The organism is Enterobacter sp. 01-M-03-SI-ECC (assembly GCF_047530215.1).
Lineage (GTDB): Bacteria > Pseudomonadota > Gammaproteobacteria > Enterobacterales > Enterobacteriaceae > Enterobacter > Enterobacter chengduensis.
Window position 1 is genome coordinate 53,407 of sequence record NZ_JBLKDA010000015.1, and the last position, 19,077, is coordinate 72,483.

Genomic DNA, 19,077 nt, shown 5'->3' on the forward strand with positions numbered 1-19,077 from the left:
CCCCGGCCAGCACCCCGCCGCAATGGACGGGGCGCTGGCGAACACGCTGAGACTTGCTGCGGCAGGTTGTGCAGATGCGTGCCGTCCTCAACGCTGGCAGCTCCTGCTCACCACGTCACGAAGGGCGGTTCACGGACAACCCGTCCGGCATCGCTATGGAGCTTCCACACCACGCCTCAAAACCGGCGCCGCTAGGTGCGGCGGGGGCGTTCTCGCCAGTCGTCGAGCGGTTGACGTGGCCCGCGTCAGCGGGCGAATCGGCGAAGCCTTCATGCGGGGATGCCGAGCCGGCCACATCTCCTTTCGGAGCGGTTCGGCCCAAGGCGTCCTTGTCTCGTTGTGAATCCTGGTGGTGGCACGGCTGCGCCTCGGGCTTCATGGCTGCCACCGTGCGGCGAAAACAATTTCCCCTCTGCTGCGCAGATTCCTCGCGGGACAAATTCTTTTCGCCTCCCGGCTCTCCACTGCGTTGCGACCGCAAGCGGTGCAGCCAGCCCGTCCCCCGCCGGCCGGATCACAACAAGGACGCGATGGGCGCGAACCTTGTTCCACCAAAAGGAGTTTCATCATGGCCAACATCGGCAGCTTCACCGCAGACAAAGACGGCTTCACCGGCACGCTTCGCACCCTGACGCTCAACGTCAAGGTCAAGCTGGCTCCCAACGACAAGGGGGACAACGAGAAAGCCCCGGACTTCCGCCTCCAGGCGGCCGGCCACGACATCGGCGCGGCGTGGAAGAAGACCAGCGAGGCCGGGCGGGACTACATCTCCGTGACCCTCGACGATCCTTCGTTCCCGGCCACGGTCTATGCCCGCCTGATCGAAGGCGAGGACGGCACGCACGACCTGATCTGGTCGCGCAGCAAGCCCCAGGCGGCATGACCGCCGCAGCGCCCCGCCCATCGCGGCGGGGCGCTGTGCTGTTTGCTCGTCCCGAATGTGGCAGCGGCAGGTAGTGGCCCATAGCGGGCTGCCTCTCCATGCTGGGAAGCGGTGTCTGCGGTCGGGGCATGGCGTGTCGGCGCGATGCACCGCCGGGCTTTGCGGGCTGCGCCCCGTGCCGCCTTTGCCGTCACGGCCATTCGGCTCCAATCCCTCACGCCTTCGCGCCTGCGGCGCTGCGCGCTTCGCTTGCCTCCAAGGGATCGGCGCAAGACCCGTCCCCGCCGCGCTGCACTTGGCGCCCCTGAAACACCGCCGAACCGGCTTGTGCCGGATCGACCGGGCCGGCGCCTACGGCTGGGCCGCTGCTGCGAGCTGACTTTCGGCCTCGCTCATCAGCACCGCCGTGCTGCATTCGAGCGCGCTGGCAATCTTGAAGATGATCGCCAGCGTGGGTATGTGCTCGCCGCGCTCGATCTTGCCCATGTGGGAACGCTCGACGCCGGCCAGGTGCGCCAGCGATTCCTGCGCAATGCCACGCTCCATCCGCAGCGCACGCACCGCAGCGCCGAAGGCGTGAGCCAACTCGGCGTCATGGGTGGTGGTGCCGGCTGGTCGGCCGGGCTGGACGGATCGCTTCTGCATAGACAGAAGCGTCGATTCGCAGCACAATTAAAACCACGTTATCTTTAACTCATTCTTTGAAATCCCACTGTTTTGCGCTTCTACAGAAATCCGCATTTATGGGTTTCAACAAAGGCGCGAAGTAACGGAACCACAATCGTGTTTATGCACAAATCCGCCGATACGGCTTTGCGCTTTCACGCTTTGGCGGATTCGTGCAGCCGGAGGGGATCGCCATGAATCCACTCATCACCGAGGACGACCGCGCGCGCCTGCTGGCCCACGGCCAGGCCCGCACCGCTGGCGAAGCCATCGACCCGGTGCCCGTGGTGCGGCTGTTCATGCCGGACGCGCACGTGACTTGGCTGCTGGCCGCGCTCGATCCCGCCGACGGTGATACCGCCTGGGGCCTCATCGACTTGGGGATCGGTATGCCAGCGCAAGGCACCGTCAAGTTGTCCGAGCTGGCTGGCATCGTCGGGCCGCGCAAGCAGCCCGTGATGCGCGACCTCTATTTCCGCCCTACGCGCACGCTGTCGGAATACACCCGGCTGGCCGAGCGCGACTGGGCTATCCCGGACTGAATACGACCTACTGTGACTTTTTCAGTCTGGTGTCAGACCGGGCAGGTCTCAATCGGCATTCTTGCGGCGTAGCCACGCCAGTCTGATCCAAATAGACATGATGCCGGGCGCGGGCTGCGGCAGGCTGGCCTATACCGCGTCCCAAGGTCGGGACGCTGCCGCCGCAGCATTGAGACGAATACCGCAACGCATCGGAGCCAATCGGTCTTGACAGCCCCATCCACTTTTTTGACCCATGACATTCTGACGATGACGATGTAGCGCGGAGTTCTGCCGTGGCGGCGAGTCCTGTTCGCAGGAGGTTGCGTCATGGTCGATCCCCATCACGTCGCGCATTGGTATCCGACCGCTGCGTACCTGTATGTCCTATGGCTGGATGCGCTCGCGCTGGCCTGGGAGTACCTGCGCAGACATCCCGACTACCGGCTCGACTGGCTGCGCCGTCATCGCCGGCCACAGGTGGCACAGCAGGCAGCGCATCGCTGGGGCTTGCGCCTGCTGGAAGACCCGACCTTGGATGCGCGCGACGCGCATCCGGTCTGGCTGCCCGGCCATGCCGCCGTGGTGCAGCTCTATCCCGATGCCGACCCACCGCCCGATGCCACGGCTTTCGCGTTCTGGAGCCTTCCGGGTCATAAGCAACTGCTCCACGACGGCAAGGGGCTGACGCTGATCGCGCGCAGCCCAGACCATTGCCAGCGCTACGCACTGGCACCCGGCCTGGAAGATGGCAAGGCCGTGGTCTATGCCCGCCGCGGCGGCGCTGCCGTGCCTGCGCGCGGCCATGCGCCCGACGCGGCACTGGCTGCCGCCAAGCCCAGGCCAACACCTGCCGCGCTGCTGGAGTTGCACACCTTGCAGGCGCTTGACGCGACCCTGGCGGGTGCGTCCTTGCGCGAGGTGGGCGAAGGGTTGTTTGGCGTGGAAGCCGTGGCCGACTGGTACAGCGATGCGGGCTGCGCTCCAAGGTGCGCCGCCTGGCGCGTCGCGGCGATGCGCTGATGCGCGGCGGCTACCGCCAATTAGCACAGCTTCCGCCGCTTGAGAAGGGTCGTTCTGAAGACGACGCAAAACGACCCTGAGCAGGAAGGCCGCGTTTTCTGAGACTGCCTCCATCCGGTCGCGCTGTGTGGCCGGGCGCTTTCAACCGATGGAGGTTCACACCATGCGTCCCGCTCCCTTGCGGCCTGCCGCCACTGTCTCGACCGCTGCCGCGCAGCCCCAGCGTTATCTCACCAACGACGAAGCCGCCGAGTACCTGCGCCTGTCGCCGCGCACGCTGGAAAAGCAGCGCGTGATCGGTGGCGGCCCGCGCTTTCGCAAGTTCGGCAGGCGCGTCATGTACGCCGTGGCCGACCTCGATGCCTGGGCTGCCGACCGCAGCTTCGAGACGACCTCCGATCCCGAATACGCCGAGCACCACTCGGCCGACAGCCGTGCGCGCTGATCGGCGGCGCGCGGCAGGCCATCGCCATGTCCAGCCCTGCGCTGCCGTCCCGGCAGCGGCCGTTGCAAGAGCGCGAACAGCTCGACCTGTTCCGCGCCTTGCCGGGCGACATGGCGCCGCGCGACAGTCAGGACTTGATGGCCTATCCCTTCTTCTCGCTCGCCAAGTCCAAGCGGGTCAAACCCATCGACTTCCGCGCGGGCAACGTGACGATCCGCGTGGAAGGCACCGCCGAGCACGGCATCGCCACGATTTGGGATGCGGACATCCTCATTTGGGCGGCCTCGCAGATCGTGGAAGCGAAGGACGCGGGCCTGCGCCCGTCGCGGCTGATGCGGGTCACGCCCTACGAGATCCTGCGCTTCATCGGGCGCGGCAAGTCGCTGCGCGACTACCAGCGCCTCAAGGCCGCACTCGACCGGCTGCAATCGACCACGGTGGCCACGTCCATCCGCGAGACAACCGGGCGGCGTCTGCATCGGTTTTCGTGGATCAACGAATGGAAGGAACTGGCCGATGCCAGCGGCACGCCGCTGGGCATCGAACTGATCCTGCCGGACTGGTTCTATGCCGGCGTGCTCGACGCCGCCCTGGTGCTGACCATCGACCCGGCGTACTTCCGGCTGACCGGCGGCATCGAGCGGTGGCTGTACCGGCTCGTCCGCAAGCACGGCGGCAAGCAGGCATACGGCTGGCAGTTCGACTTCCGCTACCTGCACCAGAAATCCGGCAGCACCGCCAAGCCCTACGACTTCGCCTGCGACCTGCGCGCCCTGGTCGCGCGGCAGTCGCTGCCCGGCTACGTCCTGGGCATCGAGCGGATGCCGGACAACGGCATGGAGCTGCTGACGTTCCGGCCAGTGCCGCATACGGCACGGGGATAACTCCGGGAGAGCCTGTGAATGGTGTCGTGCTATCAGGCGTGCGGGGTATCGTGCTATCAGGCGTGGGACTATCGTGCTATCAGGCGTGCCGATCGGCCGCAAACCCGCGCCAGCATTGGGTTTGCGCGCCCTCTAACTTCCCTAACTTAATTTCTCTAACTTTTAGTAGGGCAACGCCGCTGCGGTGGACAACCACCACGCGGCCAGAAACGGCAGGTAATACCAGCCACCAGCCGACAGGTTTTGCAGACCGATCAAAGCAAGGCTTTCCAGCATGGAGGGCCACGCCATGATCGTCGCTCTGCTCAACCAGAAGGGCGGCGTCGGCAAGACCACGCTCGCCACACACATCGCCGGCGAACTGGCAATGCGTGGCCAGCACGTCATCCTGCTGGATGCCGACCCGCAGGGTTCATCGCTCGACTGGGCGCAGCGCAGAAGTCAGCAAGGCTTGCCACGGCTGTTCAGCGCCGTGGGCCTGGCACGCGAAACGCTGCATCAGGAAGCGCCAGAACTCGCCAGTCGGGCCGATCACGTCGTCATCGACGGGCCGCCGCGCATCGCCGCCTTGGCGCGTTCCGCGCTGCTGGCGGCCGAGCGCGTGCTGATCCCGGTGCAGCCCAGCCCCTATGACCTGTGGGCCAGCGCCGAGATGGTGGCGCTGATCCGAGAGGCGCAAGTCTTTCGGCCTGCGCTGCGCGCGGCCTTTGTCATCAATCGGCGCGTCAGCACCACCGTGATCGGGCGCGAGGCACGCCAGGCGCTCGCCGACCAGCCGCTACCTGCGCTGCGCGCGGAAGTGCATCAGCGCATTGTGTTCGCCGACAGCGTGGCCGCTGGCCGACTCGCCCGCGAAACGGCACCTGACAGCGCCGCCGCACGCGAAATCACCGCCCTGGTGGATGAACTGCTGCGGTGGCCGACATGACAGCGCAACCGTCACCACGCGCCAAGCGCGTCGGCATTGGCGCGCGTCCGCCCACGAATCCACACGCCGAGGCGTGGATTCGCCAGGGCGATGCCGATGCGCTGAACAAGGGCGACCTCTACACAGCCCGCCTGACCCTCGACATCACGCCCGCGCTGCGGGCGCGTATCAAGGTGTCGGCCTTCACGCAGGGCGTGACCGTGGCCGACTTGCTGCGCGGCCTGCTGGAGCGGGAGTTTCCCCCGGAGAAGATGCCATGAACGCATCCGCTTTACCTGCGGCGCACGCGGCCACGGCTGCGCCGCTGCGCGCGCCTTCGGTACTCGCTGGCCTCGTCGGCAGCGTGCCGCTGACGCGCGTTTCGCTGGCCTACATCGAACCGCAGTTCAAGCTCTACCTGCGCTTCGGCGAACCGGCACGCATGCTGCGGCTCGACCGCTGGCGGCGCTGCGCGGTGTTCCTGCCGGGCGCGATGTTCTGCCGCATTCGCTGGCAGGCCAACGACTACGGAACGATCCGCTGGCAGCTCATGGTGATGCAGGCTGGCACGCCGCTGGACGACGTGCAGCGCATCCCCGGCGTGCGGCCCGGCGCACGCCTGCTGCTGCACGCCGAAGGCGAGAACGCGGTGCGTGCCGTGCTCGAACGCATCGACGGCATCGGCGCGCAGGGCATCGCCGCCATCGACGTTTCGCCCGCGTACTGGCGCACGCTGGGCAACCGTCTGGCGGCCCGTCTGCCGCTGCCCGAATACACCGCCGAGCGGCACGCCGCTTGGCTGACCGGGAGGGCGCTGCCATGACGGTCCATTCCACTGTCGCACGCACGCCCGAAGCCGCGCCGCATCCTCGCTCGCGCCTGCGCGCTCGCATCGTGCTGGCTGGCCTGTCCGCCTGCGGCCTCGCTGCGCTGGCCTGGGCGGCGTTCGTGCAGCCGCTGCCGCGCCTGATCTACAACCCGTCCGACAGCGTGCCGGTCGGCTGGTATCGCGTGAAGCCGCTCGACCATCGGGCCACCTCGCTGCCACGTTCCTTGTCCGTGGGCAGCATCGTCTTGACCCTATTGCCTGCCGACGCTGCCGCGCTCGCTGCGCAGCGCGGCTACCTGCCGGCACACGTTCCGCTGCTCAAACGTGTGGGCGCGGTCGCGCCGCAACACGTCTGCATCGTCGCCGGTCAGGTACGCATCGACGGCGTGCCTACGGCCGCCGCGCTGCCTGCTGATCGGCTGGGCCGGCCGCTGCCATCCTGGCCGCATTGCCGCCCGCTGGCCGAGGGCGAGCTGTTCCTATTGAGCGTGACCAATCCGGCATCGTTCGACAGCCGCTATTTCGGGCCGGTCAGCGCATCCGTCCTGATCGGCGTCGCGCATCCGGTCTGGCTGGAGACACGCTCATGATGGCCGCCGATTCGCTGCACGTCACCGTGCATCTCATCGTGCCATCTGGCATGTCGTTCTGGATGCTGTTGCCATGTCGTCGCGCGTGCAGCGCGAACGCATCCGCGCCGCGCTTCGCGCAACATCCGGCGCAGCCGTCCAATGTGCAGGCGTCTTGCCTCGAACGCGCCCGGCCTGCGGCCATTGGCGCGCTCGCCGGCGCGCTAGCTGCAAGCAGCACAGCGCCGCCGGACCGCCGACACCCGGAGCGACAGCGAAGGGCAAAGGCGGAAGGCAAGACAAAAGGACGCGGCACCAGGCCGCGTAGAAAGCCTGTCTGCACATGGGGGTGGCGCGGCACGGAGCGGCTTCGCCACCGTGCCGCTTGGGGCGCGAGGCCCGCGCCAATGCAGGCATGTCCCCGTGCTTCGCACGACAGGACACGCCAGAGCTTGCAGGGAGCGCAGCCATGACCGCCCGCCGCGACGACGATTTCCGGGTGCGTCCGAGCGCCCCGAAGAACCGGGGCAAAGGCCAGGGCCAGAGCTTCGTTTCCAAGGTACTCAAGCAGGCGGGCAAGGCCAGCGGCGGCAAGTCCTCGATGCGCCATTCCGCAGCCGGCGGCAGCGGCGCACGCGCCGGCCAGCGGCCCGGCTCGCGCCTGGGGCGCGGCCATACGGCGGCGCGCTTCGCCGGGGCGAAGCTGACGTCCATGTCGCGGCGCGTGACCATCAAGACCCTACTGGTCAATCAACGCAACGCCAGCCCGCAGTCGCTCGCCAAGCACCTGCGCTACATCGAGCGCGACGGCGCCGGCCGCGATGGCGAACCGGGCCGGGCCTACGGGCCGCAGATTGACGATGCCGACCTCGATGCCTTCAAGGAGCGGGCCAACGACGACCGGCACCATTTCCGCTTCATCGTCTCGCCCGAGGACGGGGCCGAGCTGGACGACCTGCGCACCTACACCCGGCATCTTGTGAACCGCATGGAAGCCGATCTGGGGACGCGGCTGGATTGGGTGGCAGTCGATCACTGGAACACCGACAACCCGCACACCCACCTGATCGTGCGCGGGCGCGACGACACCGGCAAAGACCTCATCATCGCGGGCGACTACATCGCCCACGGCTTCCGCCATCGCGCCGCCGAACTGGCGACGGAATGGCTGGGGCCGCGCACCGAACTGGAGATCCAGCAGACCTTGCAGCGCGAGGTGGAACAGGAGCGGTGGACGAGCCTCGACCGCACATTGCAGCGTGAGGCCGGCGAGGATGGCCGGGTGCAGATCGAGCGCTTCAATGAGCCCCGCCTGCAACGCCAGCGGCTGCTGCTGATCGGCCGACTCCAACGCTTGCAGCGCCTGGGCCTGGCTGACGAGACGCAGCCCGGCACCTGGGCCGTGCATGCCGACGCGGAGAAGACCTTGCGCGCCTTGGGCGAGCGTGGTGACATCATCCGCACCATGCAGCGCGCCATGAGCGGCCAGCCGCGCGAGCAGGCGGTGTTTGAGCCCGGCGACGACGGCCGCACCATCGTCGGCCGCGTGGCCGGCAAGGGGCTGGCCGACGAGCTGCACGACCGCGGCTATCTGGTCATCGACGGCGTGGACGGCAAGGCCCACTACGTCGCTTTGAACGCCCGCGACGAGCTGGCGAACTATCCCACCGGAGCCGTGGTGGAGGTACGCGGTTCCAACGAGGTGCGGGCGGCCGACAAGAACATCGCCGCGCTGGCGAGCGATGGCCTGTACCGCGCCGATCATCACCTGGCGATCGAGCAAGGCCGAGCCAAGCCCGGCCGCGACCCGCAGGAGGTCGTCGCGGCCCATGTCCGCCGACTGGAAGCCCTGCGCCGGGCCGGCATCGTGGAACGTGTGGCTGATGGACTATGGAAGGTGCCGGACGACCTGGCCGAACGTGGCCGCCAGAACGACGCACAGCGCCTGGGCGGCGTGGCGGTGGAGCTGAAATCGCACTTGCCCATCGAGCGGCAGGCCCGCGTGATCGGCGCGACCTGGCTGGACCAGCAGTTGATCGGTGGCGGCAAGGGGCTGGGCGATCTGGGCTTTGGCGGCGAGACGAAGGAAGCCTTGCAGCAGCGCGCCGACTTCCTTGAAGAACAGGGGCTGGCCCAGCGGCGTGGGCAGCGGGTGATCCTCGCCCGGAACTTGCTGGGGACGCTGCGGAATCGGGAACTGGCAAAGGCCGCCAAGGATATTGCCGCCGAAATCGGCCTAGCGCATCGGCCCGTCACCGACGGGCAGCGCGTGGCTGGCATCTACCGGCGCAGCCTCATGCTCGCCAGCGGGCGCTACGCGATGCTAGACGACGGCATGGGGTTCAGTCTGGTGCCGTGGAAGCCGGTGATTGAACAGCGACTGGGGCAGCAACTTGCCGCGACGGTGAGCGGTGGCGGCGTGGCGTGGGAAATCGGACGGCAGCGGGGAATGGGCATTGGCTAATGCTCGAAGAGTCTCAGCCACATAACCCGGCAGGCTGTCTAGAGATATGCCGAGGCAGTTGTGAAATTCTTCGCTGCATATCTTCAACGGGTTGGATCTATGGCCCGGAAGCGGCCATCCAGATAGACGAGTGGATCGGCATATGCAGATGTGAGCACACGCTCGACACTGGCCAGCATTACCGAGTGGGTGCCGACTGCATGGTGTTCAATCAGCTCACAGAACAGCGAAGCCTGCGCCCCTTGCAGATAGGGCAACCCATTGACTTCATCAAATCGCCAGGCTTCATGATCGAAACGGTCGGTCCCCGTGGCGCTACGGCAGTGCACCGCAAGTACCTCCTGTTCTGCGCGGAGTACATTGATGCAGAATCGTCGAGCAGCCAGCAGCGGCCCATGGATACGGGTTTGCTGACCAATGCACACTAGAACCGTGGGCGGCTCCAGTGAGACTGATGTGAATGAACTGGCGATCATTACGTGTCCGTGGCCATCGGGAGCGATCGACGTGATTAGCGTCACCGTGGAGGCCACGCCGCGCATCGCCTGCCTCAATTGGGCAGCAATCAAAGGGTGTTGGGACATGTAGGTGTGCTCAATCATAGGTTACGGGTGCGTTTCACGCTTGGCCCAACCAGGGTGCTTTGTCAGCAAACCCAACATCTCGTCCATCGCGTCATAGGAGCGTTTGAGCGTGCTGTATGGATTCCCCCCGACCAATGTGCCGTCATAGCCGACGGGGCCGGTATAACCGAACGACTTGGCAAGTCCAAGAAGTGCGAAGTTGTCGAGTTCTCCTGCATCGAGCGCCTCGAAAGTGGCAATACGACTCCAGCCAAGTGGGCTGCGGGTTGCGCCGCTGAGAGTCAATTCCCGCATGAAGGGTGTTGACGCCATTAACGCTGGCGTCGGGTCTACTGCCTGATAGCCCTCCGTCGGGCTGCCTGCATTGGTTTCGTAGCCATACCAGTGATAGCTTGGAAACACGATGCCGAGATTCGGATGGTTCACGACCGAGCAGATCTGTGCCGCAATGGAGTAATGATCCATCCAGAAGCCCAGATGAAAATACAGCAGGATGTCAATTCCGCGCCGTGCGCAAATCTCAAGTGCCCGACCAAGGAAGTCCTGCAATACCTTGTCGTCCGGTGCCTTTCGATGATTTGAACCGTGGCCTGCCGTCCTGATTCCAAGATTGACAGCCTTCACGCCTTCCATCTCCTCAAGCATCCGCAAGAGTCCTGCGTTGATGGGATGCTGTGGGCCCTGATCCAGGTCGATCACCACATACACGCTAAAGACCTCCAAACCGAAACGATCTTTCACGGTGGATAGACGCTTTGCGGTTTCCCATCGGCTCCCTGACCAGACGGCATAGGTCAGGCCGTCATAACCGATGTCAGCCAGCATTTCGCATTGGACATCGAAGGCATAGGTACCAGCCGAAGAAGTAAAAGCGAGATCCCAGGCAAAAATTTTATGACCGTGCAGCATCCTGCGCCTCCTCCAAATGGGCAGTAGCGTGCGCCGGAAAGTGCGGTACGACATGCTCGCCAAGTTCCTGAACAATCTCATGCGCCGGACGTGTCGCGTATTTCAGGTTGAGGCCAATATGATTAACCCCAATATCGCGCAAGCGGCTGAAGTAGTCAGTAAAGAATCGGTGACCAGCCCGAAACCCGAGGAAGATGGGCGACGGGGGTTCATCGGGATTCTCCGACAGGTCAATATAGAAGGATTGCGTGAAGGGTTTGAATCTTGGTGTCAGCGACCGCCAATTCTTGATTGTCATGGCTTGCTGCGCGATATTTTGGGGATAGTAAAGCCAGCCATCCCCATGCTCGGCAATCCATTCGACCGACTGGCGTGAATGACCAGTCACCATCACGGGAATGTCTCTCAACGCCGGTTTCGGCAGCGTATCTGCACCCGACAAGTTCACTCGGGGCGTGGAGATTTCCGGGAAGTCCTCACGCCAGGCTTGACGCAACACAGTCAATGCTTCTTGGAACAACGTGGCTCGCGCATCCATTGTCTGACCGAAGGCCGGGAACTCTGTTGGCCGATCACCCGTGGCGATACCTAGCACCAGGCGCTGATTTGACAAGCGGTCGATCGAGGCTGCTGCTTTGGCCACAAGCAAGGGATGACGCAGAGTGGTGATGACGCTGCCAGTTGCGAGCGCGATGCGCGACGTCTGTGCCGTGACGTAGCCCATGAATGGCCACAGGTCATGGATGTGACCCACGTCGCCAAAAGACGGGACATTGAGAAATACGGGTATACGGATTTAATGGTTGGGGTATACGGATTTAATGGTTGATGGGGCACCTTCACCCCATCAATCTGATACCACCCTCAGATGGTTGATAGATCGACTCCGTAGTTGAGTTCCTCTGCGAAGTCCGGCAGTCCGTAACCGATGGTTTTCTTGTAGAAAGGAGAGACCTTCGCAGTCGGTGCCTTCTTCTTGTGCTTCGTGGTGTAGAGCATTCGTGCCCGCATCACCTCGAAGGAGTAACCGCGCCCTTCACGGTTCTTGTCCTTGGCCAGTCGGTTGATGGACTCCGTGTAAGCGTTGGTGACGGGCATGTCCGTCTCGAAGTAGGTCATGGTCTCTTCGCGCCAGTTTCCCACTGCCCTGACCAGATCGCTCCAGACTTCCTTTTGGCCCTTCGGGATGGTGGCTATCCACTCGTCCAGGGCGGCTTCTGCCTGGAGCCGTGTGGTGGCGTCCCAGATGCCGTAGAAGCGCTCCTTGTGCTCGTAGGCGGCCAGCAGTTGCGGGAACGCGCCTGTCCAGGTCTCCATGATGAGGCGCTCCCGGTCTGAGACTTCGTGAGCGCGTTTCAGCAGGATTTTCCGGTCTCCCTTGAGAGTCCGGCTCTGGGACGGTTTCGGCTCCTTTCTGAGGCCCTTGCGCACTCTCTCTAGGGCATCGTTGGCCATGCGCACCACATGGAACTTATCGACCACGATACGGGCCTGGGGCAGCACAGCCTTGACCGCTGCCCGGTAGGGGTTCCACATGTCCATGCTGACGATCTCGACCTTCTGCCGGTCTTTCAGCTTCATCAGGTAGTTGGTCACCACGTCCTGGCGGCGGGTGGCCAGCAGGTCGAGCAGGGTTCGCTCCTCAATGTTGGTCAGAATGCAGCGGTAGCGCTTGTTCAGGTATAGCTCGTCAATGCCCAGGATGCGGGGCGTCTCGAAGCGGTGCCAGCGCCCCAGGAACTCGGCGCGGGCGTTGAAGATGTCGCGCACCGTCTTCTCGTCCAGGCCGGTCTGTGCCGCCACAAAGGTGTAGGGGTGGTTGAAGGATTCCTTCTCCACGTACTCATGCAGCCGCAGTGTCATACGGAATCCGTCCACCATCTCCGGTAGCTGGGGCCTGAATGTTGTCTTGCAGGCCCGGCAGGTGTATCGGCGGCGGACCACCCAGAGAGTGACCCGCTTGCCGTGGATGGGCAGATCACGATAGGGAACGTCACGCTTGCCGAACCGCACGAACTCACCCTGCACGCCGCACCCCTCGCAGGCTACTGGTGTAGGTGCTTCAAGCCGAAAATGTATGTCTTCATTCTGCTCATCAGAATCCACCAACTGGTACCCAGGAAGGCTTAACGAATTAATCATCTCCCGCCTTGATCAGAAAAACAGGTAGGTGGCGTAACCGGCAATCATCGCCATAGCAAAAATGACTGCTAAAAACGCCGCTAAAAGCTTCAGCGTGAACAAAGAGCGCAACAGAATGAGCTCAGTCAGGCTGGCTCCGGCACTGCCGATGATAAACGCTAGCACCGTCCCGGCACCCACGCCTTTGGCCATCAGAGCCGCTGCCAGAGGTATGACGGCTTCAGCGCGAATATACAACGGCACGCCGATGACAGCGGCAACTGGAATGGCAAAGGGATTATCTGGGCCTGCATACTGCTCCAATAAGTCAGTGGGCATGAAACCATAGATCACGCTGCCAATCGCAATACCGATGAGCAGGTAAGGCAACACATCGATAAAGTCCGACCAAGCTTCCCGCCACACACCACTGTACTTCCCTTCTTTCTTAACCGTGACAGTGGGTTGACTGTCACAGCATTCGCTAGACGTAGAGACTGTTGTCTTCCTATCAGCCCCGCAAGAAGCCGTCTTCGGAGTGGTGTCGCAGCTGTTGGTGCCGCAACTCGATGCGGTCGATGTAGCACTGCACGGGCTTGCTGATGAACTACATCCACTGCTCTCTTGTGTCGCCGTCCGGCGCACATAACGCTCGAAGCCAAGCGTGTGAAGCAGCCATCCGGCACCTACCGCGACCACCAAAGCGGCGAGCACATAGATAGCAGTAAGTGTCCATCCAAACGTGGCAACCAGCAGGCCGACGACGATAGGATTCAGCAACGGAGATGAGAAAAGAAACACCATCATCGGCCCAAAACCGGCCCGTGCCCGAATCAACCCTTTCAACATGGGGATAGTCGAGCAACTACAGAAGGGCGTTATAGCTCCTAAACCAGCAGCAAGAAAATAGCCTCGCTTCCCACTGGAAGTCAGTAACGCTTCCACCTTGGATGGTGGGATGTGACGTTGAAGAACTCCGACCAGCAAGCTAATGCCAATGAATAAAACCGATAGCTCGATAGCGAGAAAGGCGAACATGCCTAGAGCGTCTTGGAGTTGAGATGACATTCAATATTACTCCTATATTTCTGGGTCAAAGAGTCCGGCCTGCCGGTCGGCACCTTTGGGTTGTTACGGCTGCGCGGGAGAGGTGTCCCGCCGCAAGCCCGCCACCAGTACAAGAAATCCCTGCACGGCTTTTTCGGAAGCGGCGCGTGGGTCGTCTGCGCTGGCGATCCACAGCGATGCGCCCAGCAGCGCCCCGTTTATCAGGCGGGCCGTCGCCAGGGGATCGACGGGGCGTATGACTGCCTCCTCGATCAACTTCTGGAGGCTGCGGCGCGTGTTCACGATGCACACGTTCTGGCAGAGCCACTGGGAGGGATCGCCCAGAACCGCTGGCCCGTCCAGCAGGACGATCCGCTGGACTTCGGGCTCGACGGCCATCTTGATGTAGCCAATGCACTCCTGAACGAAGCCGTCCCAGGTGGACTCCGCCTCCTCGACGATGACGGCCAGTCGGCCAGATATCTCTGCATCAATCTGGGCGATGACCGCCTCCAGCAGCCCTTTCTTTCCACCGAAGTGGTGATAGAGCGCTCCGCGCGTCAGTCCGGCTTGGGCCGTCAGCTCATCCATTGAACTGTCCGCATATCCCACGGTTGCGAACGCAGCGCGGGCGGCACTGATGAGCTTGGCCCGCGTTTCCTCAATCATCTCTGCACGCTTTTGTGCCATTAGGTCGTCCTCCGATTTTTCACATAAGAAGTGTATGTAAATGATTGACATACGTTGCGTATGAGTGGATGATAAATGGCATACGTCACGTATGTCAAATTTTATCAACCGGGTTTCGCCATCCCTTCGAGACTGAAAACAATGAGCACATTGCCTTACCTTGCGGTCCTGCCTTCCTGGCGCCGCGCCTTGCCGTTAGCTGCGGCGAGCTTGCTGGCGCTGTCCCTAGCTGGCTGCAATAGCGACGCCGCCGACGCGGTCGCCGCCCCTCCACCCACGGTCAGCGTGGCACCTGTGTCGGTGCGCAAGATCGTCCAATGGGATGAGTTCAATGGCCGCGTCGAGGCGGTGGAAGGCGTTGCGCTGCGGCCACGTGTGAGTGGCTACATCGACAGGGTCAATTACGAAGAGGGCCAGATCGTCAAACGTGGCGACGTGCTGTTCGAGATTGACGCTCGCAGTTACCGTGCTGCTCTGGCTCGCGCGGAAGCAGACTTGGCCCGCGCCCGCACGCAGGCCGCACTGGCACGTAGCGAAGCGGCCCGTGCTCAAAAGCTGGCTTCGTTGCAAGCAGCCTCCACCGAGGAGTTGGAGCAGCGCCACGCCGCCGCCGATCAGGCCCAAGCCAACGTGCAGTTCGCCCAAGCCGCAGTCGAGACCGCCAAGTTGGATCTGTCGTTCACCCAGGTACGTTCGCCCATCACAGGCCGCGCCGGACGTGCACTGGTCACGGCAGGCAACTTGGTGAGTGCTGACGGCCAGGCCAGCATCCTGACCACCGTAGTCTCGCTGAACCCGGTGCACGTGCATTTTGATGTCGACGAGCGTACCTATCTGCGCTACGCCCACATGGCTCGCAACGGAGAGCGCCCCGACCAGCGCAGCGAAAGTATCCCGGTGCAGGTGGGCCTGGTCGGCGAGAACGGCTATCCACACGCCGGAAACGTGGACTTCGTGGACAACCGTGTCGATGCGGCCACCGGCACCATCCGCGCACGCGCCACCCTGGTCAATCCCGACGGCCTGCTTACGCCGGGCCTCTATGCCCGAGTGCGCCTGCCGGGTAGCGGCAGTTTCGAGGCCATGCTGATCGACGACAAGGCCATCCTGACCGACCAGAGCCGCAAGTACGTGTATGTGATCGATGAGAACAACACCGCCCAGCGCCGCGACATCACGCTGGGACGCAAGGCCGAAGGCCTGCGCATCGTCGAGGAAGGTCTAAATCCCGGCGACCGCGTGATCGTCAACGGCATCCAGAAGGTTTCTGTCGGCATGCCAGTGACGGCCCAGGACATTGAAATGGCGCCTGCAGGCCGACAAATCGCCCAGGCGAGCGAATGAGCGCGGAGAGCCAGCCATCATGAACTTTGCCCGCTTTTTCGTGGACAGGCCGATTTTTGCGGCCGTGCTGTCCATCATCATTTTCGTGGTTGGGTTGATCGCGATCCCGCTCTTGCCCGTCAGCGAGTACCCGGAAGTCGTGCCACCCAGCGTACAGGTTCGCGCCACGTATCCTGGCGCAAATCCGCGCGAAATCGCCGACACGGTAGCCGCACCACTGGAGGCATCCATCACCGGCGTGGAAAACATGCTCTACATGAAGTCCGTGGCCGGTAGTGATGGCGTGTTGGTGCTGACCGTCACCTTCCGTCCTGGCACCGATCCCGACGACGCCCAGGTCAAGGTACAGAACCGTGTCGCCCAGGCAGAGCCGCGTCTTCCCGAAGCGGTGCGCCAGCAAGGTGTGGTGACCGTCAAACAGTCCCACAACGAAACGCTGGTCGTGCAGTTGCGCTCGCCGGGCGATCGCTATGACGCGCTGTACCTGCGCAACTATGCCGTGCTCCATGTACGCGACGAGTTGGCACGCATCCAGGGGGTGGGCGATGCCAAGATCTACGGCTCTGGCGACTACGCCATGCGCTTATGGCTGGACCCCGACAAAATTGCGGCGCTGGGTATGACCGCCGGCGATGTGGTCGAAGCCGTGCGCGAACAGAACGTCCAGGTCTCGGCCGGTCAACTAGGTGCGCCGCCCAACCCCTCGGGAAGCGACTTCCTCCTGTCCATCAATGCGCAGGGCCGGCTGGTGACGGAAGAAGAGTTCGGCGACGTCATCGTCAAGACCGGATCGCAGGGTCAGGTCACCCGGCTGCGAGATGTGGCGCGCGTGGAAATGGACGCATCCAGCTACTCGCTGATGTCGTTGCTCAACAACAAGCCTGCTGTCGCGATCTCTGTCCTTGAAGCCCCGGGCGCCAATGCCATCGAAATCTCGGATCAAGTCCGCGCGAAGATGGACGAGTTGGCCAAGCGCTTTCCCGAGGGAGTGGAATGGTCGGTGGAGTATGACTCAACTGTCTTCGTGCGTCAGTCGATCAAGGCGGTCGTCAACACTCTGCTGGAAGCCATCGGACTGGTGGTGCTGGTGGTGATCTTGTTCCTTCAGACTTGGCGTGCCTCCATCATCCCACTGCTAGCCGTGCCGGTGTCGGTGGTAGGCACCTTCGCCGTGCTGCTGATGCTGGGCTTTTCCATCAATACGCTCACGCTTTTTGGACTCGTGCTTGCCATCGGGATCGTGGTGGACGACGCGATCGTGGTGGTGGAAAACGTCGAGCGCAACATCGCCGAAGGGCTGGCGCCGCTGGCTGCGGCCCATCAGGCCATGCGCGAAGTCAGTGGCCCCATCGTCGCCATCTCGCTGGTGCTGTGCTCGGTATTCGTGCCTATGGCATTCCTGTCCGGCGTGACAGGGCAGTTCTACAAACAGTTCGCCGTCACCATTGCGATCTCCACGGTAATTTCGGCCATCAACTCGCTGACGCTGTCGCCTGCGCTGGCCGCGCGCCTGCTTCGCCCGCATGGTGCCGCGCCAGACCTGCCCACGCGGGTGCTGGATCGCAGTCTGGGCTGGATATTCCGGCCGTTCAACCGTTTCTTCCTGCGCAGCGCGGATGGCTATGGAAACAGCGTGTCGCGCATCCTCGGGCGGCGTGGTGCGGTGTTTCTCGTCTACATCGCGCTACTGGTGGCGACGGGAGCTGTGTTCAAGGCCGTCCCTGGCGGATTCATCCCCATGCAGGACAAGCTGTATCTCATCGGTGTCATCCAGCTACCCGAGGGTGCATCCCTGGAGCGCACGGAAGCGCTGGTCCGCCGTGTGAGCGACATCGCGCTCAAGACCGATGGCGTCTACAACGCCGTGCAGTTCCCGGGCATGAACGGCTTGCAGTCGACCAACACGTCCAATAGCGGCCTAGTGTATTTCGTACTCAAGCCCATCAATGAGCGCAAGCACACTGCAACCGAGATTGCGGAACAGTTGAACGAGCGCTTCGCTCAGGAGCAGGACGGTCTGGCCTTTGCCATCATGCCGCCCCCTGTCATGGGGCTGGGCGCGGGTTCCGGGTTCTCTCTTTACGTGCAGGATCGCAACCGTGAGGGCTATGCCGCATTGCAGACGGCGACCACCGAGCTGGCGACGGCCATCTCGCAAGAACCGGGATTCCAATATCCGATCAGTTCCTATCAGGCCAATGTGCCGCAGCTTGACGCCGTAGTGGACCGCACCAAGGCGAAGGCACAGGGCGTGGCCGTGACCGATCTTTTCGATACGCTGCAAGTGTACCTGGGTTCGGCGTATGTCAACGACTTCACGCGCTTTGGCCGCACCTTCCGGGTGATGGCTCAGGCGGACGCACCGTTCCGCAGTTCTGTCGAGGACGTGGTCAAACTGCGCACCCGCAACGCCAATGGCGACATGGTGCCCATCGGCAGCATGGTGGACGTGCGCAAGACATTCGGCCCCGATCCCGTCATCCGCTTCAACGGCTATCCATCTGCCGACCTGATTGGTGAGTCAGATCCGCGTCTGGTGTCGTCATCGCAGGCATTGCAGCAAGTGCAATCCATTGCAGACAAGGTGCTGCCGCCAGGCATGCAACTGGAGTGGACCGACCTCAGCTACCAGCAGGTCACGCAAAGCAATACCGCGCTGGTGGTGTTCCCGCTGGCGGTACTGTTGGTCTTCCTGGTGCTGGCGGCACTGTACGAAAGCTGGACGTTGCCGCTGGCCGTCATCCTGATCGTGCCCATGAGCCTGTTGTCGGCCATGACGGGCGTGTGGCTCGCGGGTGGTGACAGCAACATTTTCGTGCAGATTGGCTTGATAGTGCTGATTGGTCTGGCCTCCAAGAATGCCATTCTGATCGTGGAGTTCGCCCGTGAACTTGAGCGCAAGGGGCACAGCATCCTCGATGCCGCGCTGGAGGCATCACGCCTTCGTCTGCGCCCGATCATCATGACTTCCATCGCCTTCATCGCTGGCGTGGTGCCGCTGATGGTCGGTTCCGGCGCAGGCGCGGAGATTCGCCAGGTTATGGGAGTGACTGTGTTCGCCGGCATGCTCGGCGTGACCTTGTTCGGTTTATTCCTGACTCCTGTTTTCTACGTCGCGTTACGCAGGCTCGCGACGCGCAAGCCACGTCGCCAGGCAAATGTCGCCATGGAGGCCACCCATGTCTGACTCC

At 63.2% G+C, this 19,077-nt stretch carries 19 protein-coding genes and 1 pseudogene; 12 read left to right on the forward strand and 8 right to left on the reverse strand.

The features are described from left to right. Positions 1 to 568: 568 nt before the first annotated feature. On the forward strand, positions 569 to 883 hold the full coding sequence (locus ACMWKK_RS14760) for a DUF736 domain-containing protein (RefSeq protein WP_041111066.1): 315 nt from the start codon (positions 569 to 571) through the stop codon (positions 881 to 883). Positions 884 to 1,234: 351 nt separating this feature from the next. Here ACMWKK_RS14760 and ACMWKK_RS14765 read toward each other — a convergent pair whose 3' ends face one another. Further along, positions 1,235 to 1,528, reverse strand: coding sequence for a helix-turn-helix domain-containing protein (locus ACMWKK_RS14765; protein ID WP_041111064.1), 294 nt, complete (start codon positions 1,526 to 1,528; stop codon positions 1,235 to 1,237). A 215-nt stretch (positions 1,529 to 1,743) separates the two neighbouring features. Between ACMWKK_RS14765 and ACMWKK_RS14770 the strand changes: the two genes are divergently transcribed. The 4 genes and pseudogenes from ACMWKK_RS14770 to ACMWKK_RS14785 all read left to right on the forward strand — a co-directional run bounded on the left by ACMWKK_RS14770 (position 1,744) and on the right by ACMWKK_RS14785 (position 4,422). Further along, entirely contained in the window at positions 1,744 to 2,091 is a 348-nt protein-coding gene (locus ACMWKK_RS14770; RefSeq protein WP_041111062.1) for a DUF2958 domain-containing protein, read from the forward strand. A gap of 309 nt (positions 2,092 to 2,400) precedes the next feature. Beyond that, positions 2,401 to 3,173, forward strand: a pseudogene (locus ACMWKK_RS14775) (DUF2285 domain-containing protein). 83 nt (positions 3,174 to 3,256) lie between these two features. Further along, positions 3,257 to 3,538 carry a helix-turn-helix transcriptional regulator gene (locus ACMWKK_RS14780; RefSeq protein ID WP_003107109.1) on the forward strand — a complete coding sequence of 94 codons (282 nt, stop codon included), beginning with the start codon at positions 3,257 to 3,259 and terminating at the stop codon, positions 3,536 to 3,538. Between the two features lie 26 nt (positions 3,539 to 3,564). Next, positions 3,565 to 4,422: a replication initiator protein A gene (locus ACMWKK_RS14785; protein ID WP_041111057.1), complete on the forward strand. Its 858-nt coding sequence runs from the start codon at positions 3,565 to 3,567 to the stop codon at positions 4,420 to 4,422. Positions 4,423 to 4,584: 162 nt separating this feature from the next. On the opposite strand, the gene ACMWKK_RS14790 is transcribed toward ACMWKK_RS14785, so the two are convergent. Next, the gene (locus ACMWKK_RS14790) at positions 4,585 to 4,713 is read right to left on the reverse strand and encodes a hypothetical protein (RefSeq protein ID WP_257789741.1); all 129 of its coding nucleotides are present in this window, start codon (positions 4,711 to 4,713) and stop codon (positions 4,585 to 4,587) included. Between ACMWKK_RS14790 and parA the strand changes: the two genes are divergently transcribed. From parA to ACMWKK_RS14815, 5 genes are all read left to right on the forward strand, one after another. After that, positions 4,712 to 5,350 carry a ParA family partition ATPase gene (parA, locus tag ACMWKK_RS14795; RefSeq protein WP_041111085.1) on the forward strand — a complete coding sequence of 213 codons (639 nt, stop codon included), beginning with the start codon at positions 4,712 to 4,714 and terminating at the stop codon, positions 5,348 to 5,350. The two genes, ACMWKK_RS14790 and parA, sit on opposite strands and share 2 nt — an antisense overlap. Beyond that, positions 5,347 to 5,610: a hypothetical protein gene (locus ACMWKK_RS14800; protein WP_041111083.1), complete on the forward strand. Its 264-nt coding sequence runs from the start codon at positions 5,347 to 5,349 to the stop codon at positions 5,608 to 5,610. Before parA ends, ACMWKK_RS14800 begins: the two co-directional genes overlap by 4 nt. Beyond that, positions 5,607 to 6,152 carry a DUF2840 domain-containing protein gene (locus tag ACMWKK_RS14805; RefSeq protein WP_041111055.1) on the forward strand — a complete coding sequence of 182 codons (546 nt, stop codon included), beginning with the start codon at positions 5,607 to 5,609 and terminating at the stop codon, positions 6,150 to 6,152. The genes ACMWKK_RS14800 and ACMWKK_RS14805 overlap by 4 nt, the downstream gene beginning before the upstream one ends. Then, positions 6,149 to 6,748, forward strand: a complete 600-nt coding sequence (locus tag ACMWKK_RS14810) for a S26 family signal peptidase (RefSeq protein ID WP_041111053.1) — start codon at positions 6,149 to 6,151, stop codon at positions 6,746 to 6,748. The genes ACMWKK_RS14805 and ACMWKK_RS14810 overlap by 4 nt, the downstream gene beginning before the upstream one ends. 448 nt (positions 6,749 to 7,196) lie before the next feature. After that, complete coding sequence (locus ACMWKK_RS14815) at positions 7,197 to 9,191, forward strand: relaxase/mobilization nuclease domain-containing protein (RefSeq protein ID WP_022960609.1); 1,995 nt, start codon at positions 7,197 to 7,199, stop codon at positions 9,189 to 9,191. A gap of 83 nt (positions 9,192 to 9,274) precedes the next feature. Here ACMWKK_RS14815 and ACMWKK_RS14820 read toward each other — a convergent pair whose 3' ends face one another. The 6 genes from ACMWKK_RS14820 to ACMWKK_RS14845 all read right to left on the reverse strand — a co-directional run bounded on the left by ACMWKK_RS14820 (position 9,275) and on the right by ACMWKK_RS14845 (position 14,542). Then, positions 9,275 to 9,793, reverse strand: coding sequence for a flavin reductase family protein (locus ACMWKK_RS14820; RefSeq protein WP_004350836.1), 519 nt, complete (start codon positions 9,791 to 9,793; stop codon positions 9,275 to 9,277). 3 nt (positions 9,794 to 9,796) lie between these two features. Further along, the gene (locus ACMWKK_RS14825) at positions 9,797 to 10,684 is read right to left on the reverse strand and encodes a sugar phosphate isomerase/epimerase family protein (protein WP_004350834.1); all 888 of its coding nucleotides are present in this window, start codon (positions 10,682 to 10,684) and stop codon (positions 9,797 to 9,799) included. Continuing rightward, complete coding sequence (locus ACMWKK_RS14830) at positions 10,668 to 11,480, reverse strand: TIGR03571 family LLM class oxidoreductase (RefSeq protein ID WP_306303116.1); 813 nt, start codon at positions 11,478 to 11,480, stop codon at positions 10,668 to 10,670. The genes ACMWKK_RS14825 and ACMWKK_RS14830 overlap by 17 nt, the downstream gene beginning before the upstream one ends. Before the next feature lie 68 nt (positions 11,481 to 11,548). Beyond that, a complete protein-coding gene (locus ACMWKK_RS14835; protein ID WP_022960607.1) occupies positions 11,549 to 12,826 on the reverse strand; it encodes an ISL3 family transposase in 1,278 nt (425 codons plus the stop codon). Between the two features lie 12 nt (positions 12,827 to 12,838). Further along, the gene (locus ACMWKK_RS14840) at positions 12,839 to 13,873 is read right to left on the reverse strand and encodes a permease (protein ID WP_009586987.1); all 1,035 of its coding nucleotides are present in this window, start codon (positions 13,871 to 13,873) and stop codon (positions 12,839 to 12,841) included. Positions 13,874 to 13,936: 63 nt separating this feature from the next. After that, complete coding sequence (locus ACMWKK_RS14845) at positions 13,937 to 14,542, reverse strand: TetR/AcrR family transcriptional regulator (protein WP_023047514.1); 606 nt, start codon at positions 14,540 to 14,542, stop codon at positions 13,937 to 13,939. A gap of 141 nt (positions 14,543 to 14,683) precedes the next feature. Here ACMWKK_RS14845 and ACMWKK_RS14850 point away from each other — a divergent pair, with 141 nt between their 5' ends. Next, entirely contained in the window at positions 14,684 to 15,886 is a 1,203-nt protein-coding gene (locus ACMWKK_RS14850; protein WP_406542851.1) for an efflux RND transporter periplasmic adaptor subunit, read from the forward strand. A 19-nt stretch (positions 15,887 to 15,905) separates the two neighbouring features. Then, positions 15,906 to 19,073, forward strand: a complete 3,168-nt coding sequence (locus ACMWKK_RS14855) for an efflux RND transporter permease subunit (RefSeq protein WP_022960604.1) — start codon at positions 15,906 to 15,908, stop codon at positions 19,071 to 19,073. The last annotated feature ends 4 nt before the right edge of the window (positions 19,074 to 19,077 follow it).

Bases quoted from the DNA above. Each gene is read 5' to 3' on its own strand.
- ACMWKK_RS14780 (WP_003107109.1), top strand. From the start codon at position 3,257: ATGCGTCCCGCTCCCTTGCGGCCTGCCGCCACTGTCTCGACCGCTGCC.
- ACMWKK_RS14770 (WP_041111062.1), top strand. From the start codon at position 1,744: ATGAATCCACTCATCACCGAGGACGACCGCGCGCGCCTGCTGGCCCAC.
- ACMWKK_RS14845 (WP_023047514.1), bottom strand. From the start codon at position 14,542: ATGGCACAAAAGCGTGCAGAGATGATTGAGGAAACGCGGGCCAAGCTC.
- ACMWKK_RS14810 (WP_041111053.1), top strand. From the start codon at position 6,149: ATGACGGTCCATTCCACTGTCGCACGCACGCCCGAAGCCGCGCCGCAT.
- ACMWKK_RS14825 (WP_004350834.1), bottom strand. From the start codon at position 10,684: ATGCTGCACGGTCATAAAATTTTTGCCTGGGATCTCGCTTTTACTTCT.
- parA (WP_041111085.1), top strand. From the start codon at position 4,712: ATGATCGTCGCTCTGCTCAACCAGAAGGGCGGCGTCGGCAAGACCACG.
- ACMWKK_RS14785 (WP_041111057.1), top strand. From the start codon at position 3,565: ATGTCCAGCCCTGCGCTGCCGTCCCGGCAGCGGCCGTTGCAAGAGCGC.
- ACMWKK_RS14800 (WP_041111083.1), top strand. From the start codon at position 5,347: ATGACAGCGCAACCGTCACCACGCGCCAAGCGCGTCGGCATTGGCGCG.
- ACMWKK_RS14850 (WP_406542851.1), top strand. From the start codon at position 14,684: ATGAGCACATTGCCTTACCTTGCGGTCCTGCCTTCCTGGCGCCGCGCC.
- ACMWKK_RS14840 (WP_009586987.1), bottom strand. From the start codon at position 13,873: ATGTCATCTCAACTCCAAGACGCTCTAGGCATGTTCGCCTTTCTCGCT.
- ACMWKK_RS14855 (WP_022960604.1), top strand. From the start codon at position 15,906: ATGAACTTTGCCCGCTTTTTCGTGGACAGGCCGATTTTTGCGGCCGTG.
- ACMWKK_RS14815 (WP_022960609.1), top strand. From the start codon at position 7,197: ATGACCGCCCGCCGCGACGACGATTTCCGGGTGCGTCCGAGCGCCCCG.
- ACMWKK_RS14765 (WP_041111064.1), bottom strand. From the start codon at position 1,528: ATGCAGAAGCGATCCGTCCAGCCCGGCCGACCAGCCGGCACCACCACC.
- ACMWKK_RS14790 (WP_257789741.1), bottom strand. From the start codon at position 4,713: ATGGCGTGGCCCTCCATGCTGGAAAGCCTTGCTTTGATCGGTCTGCAA.
- ACMWKK_RS14805 (WP_041111055.1), top strand. From the start codon at position 5,607: ATGAACGCATCCGCTTTACCTGCGGCGCACGCGGCCACGGCTGCGCCG.
- ACMWKK_RS14835 (WP_022960607.1), bottom strand. From the start codon at position 12,826: ATGATTAATTCGTTAAGCCTTCCTGGGTACCAGTTGGTGGATTCTGAT.
- ACMWKK_RS14820 (WP_004350836.1), bottom strand. From the start codon at position 9,793: ATGATTGAGCACACCTACATGTCCCAACACCCTTTGATTGCTGCCCAA.
- ACMWKK_RS14760 (WP_041111066.1), top strand. From the start codon at position 569: ATGGCCAACATCGGCAGCTTCACCGCAGACAAAGACGGCTTCACCGGC.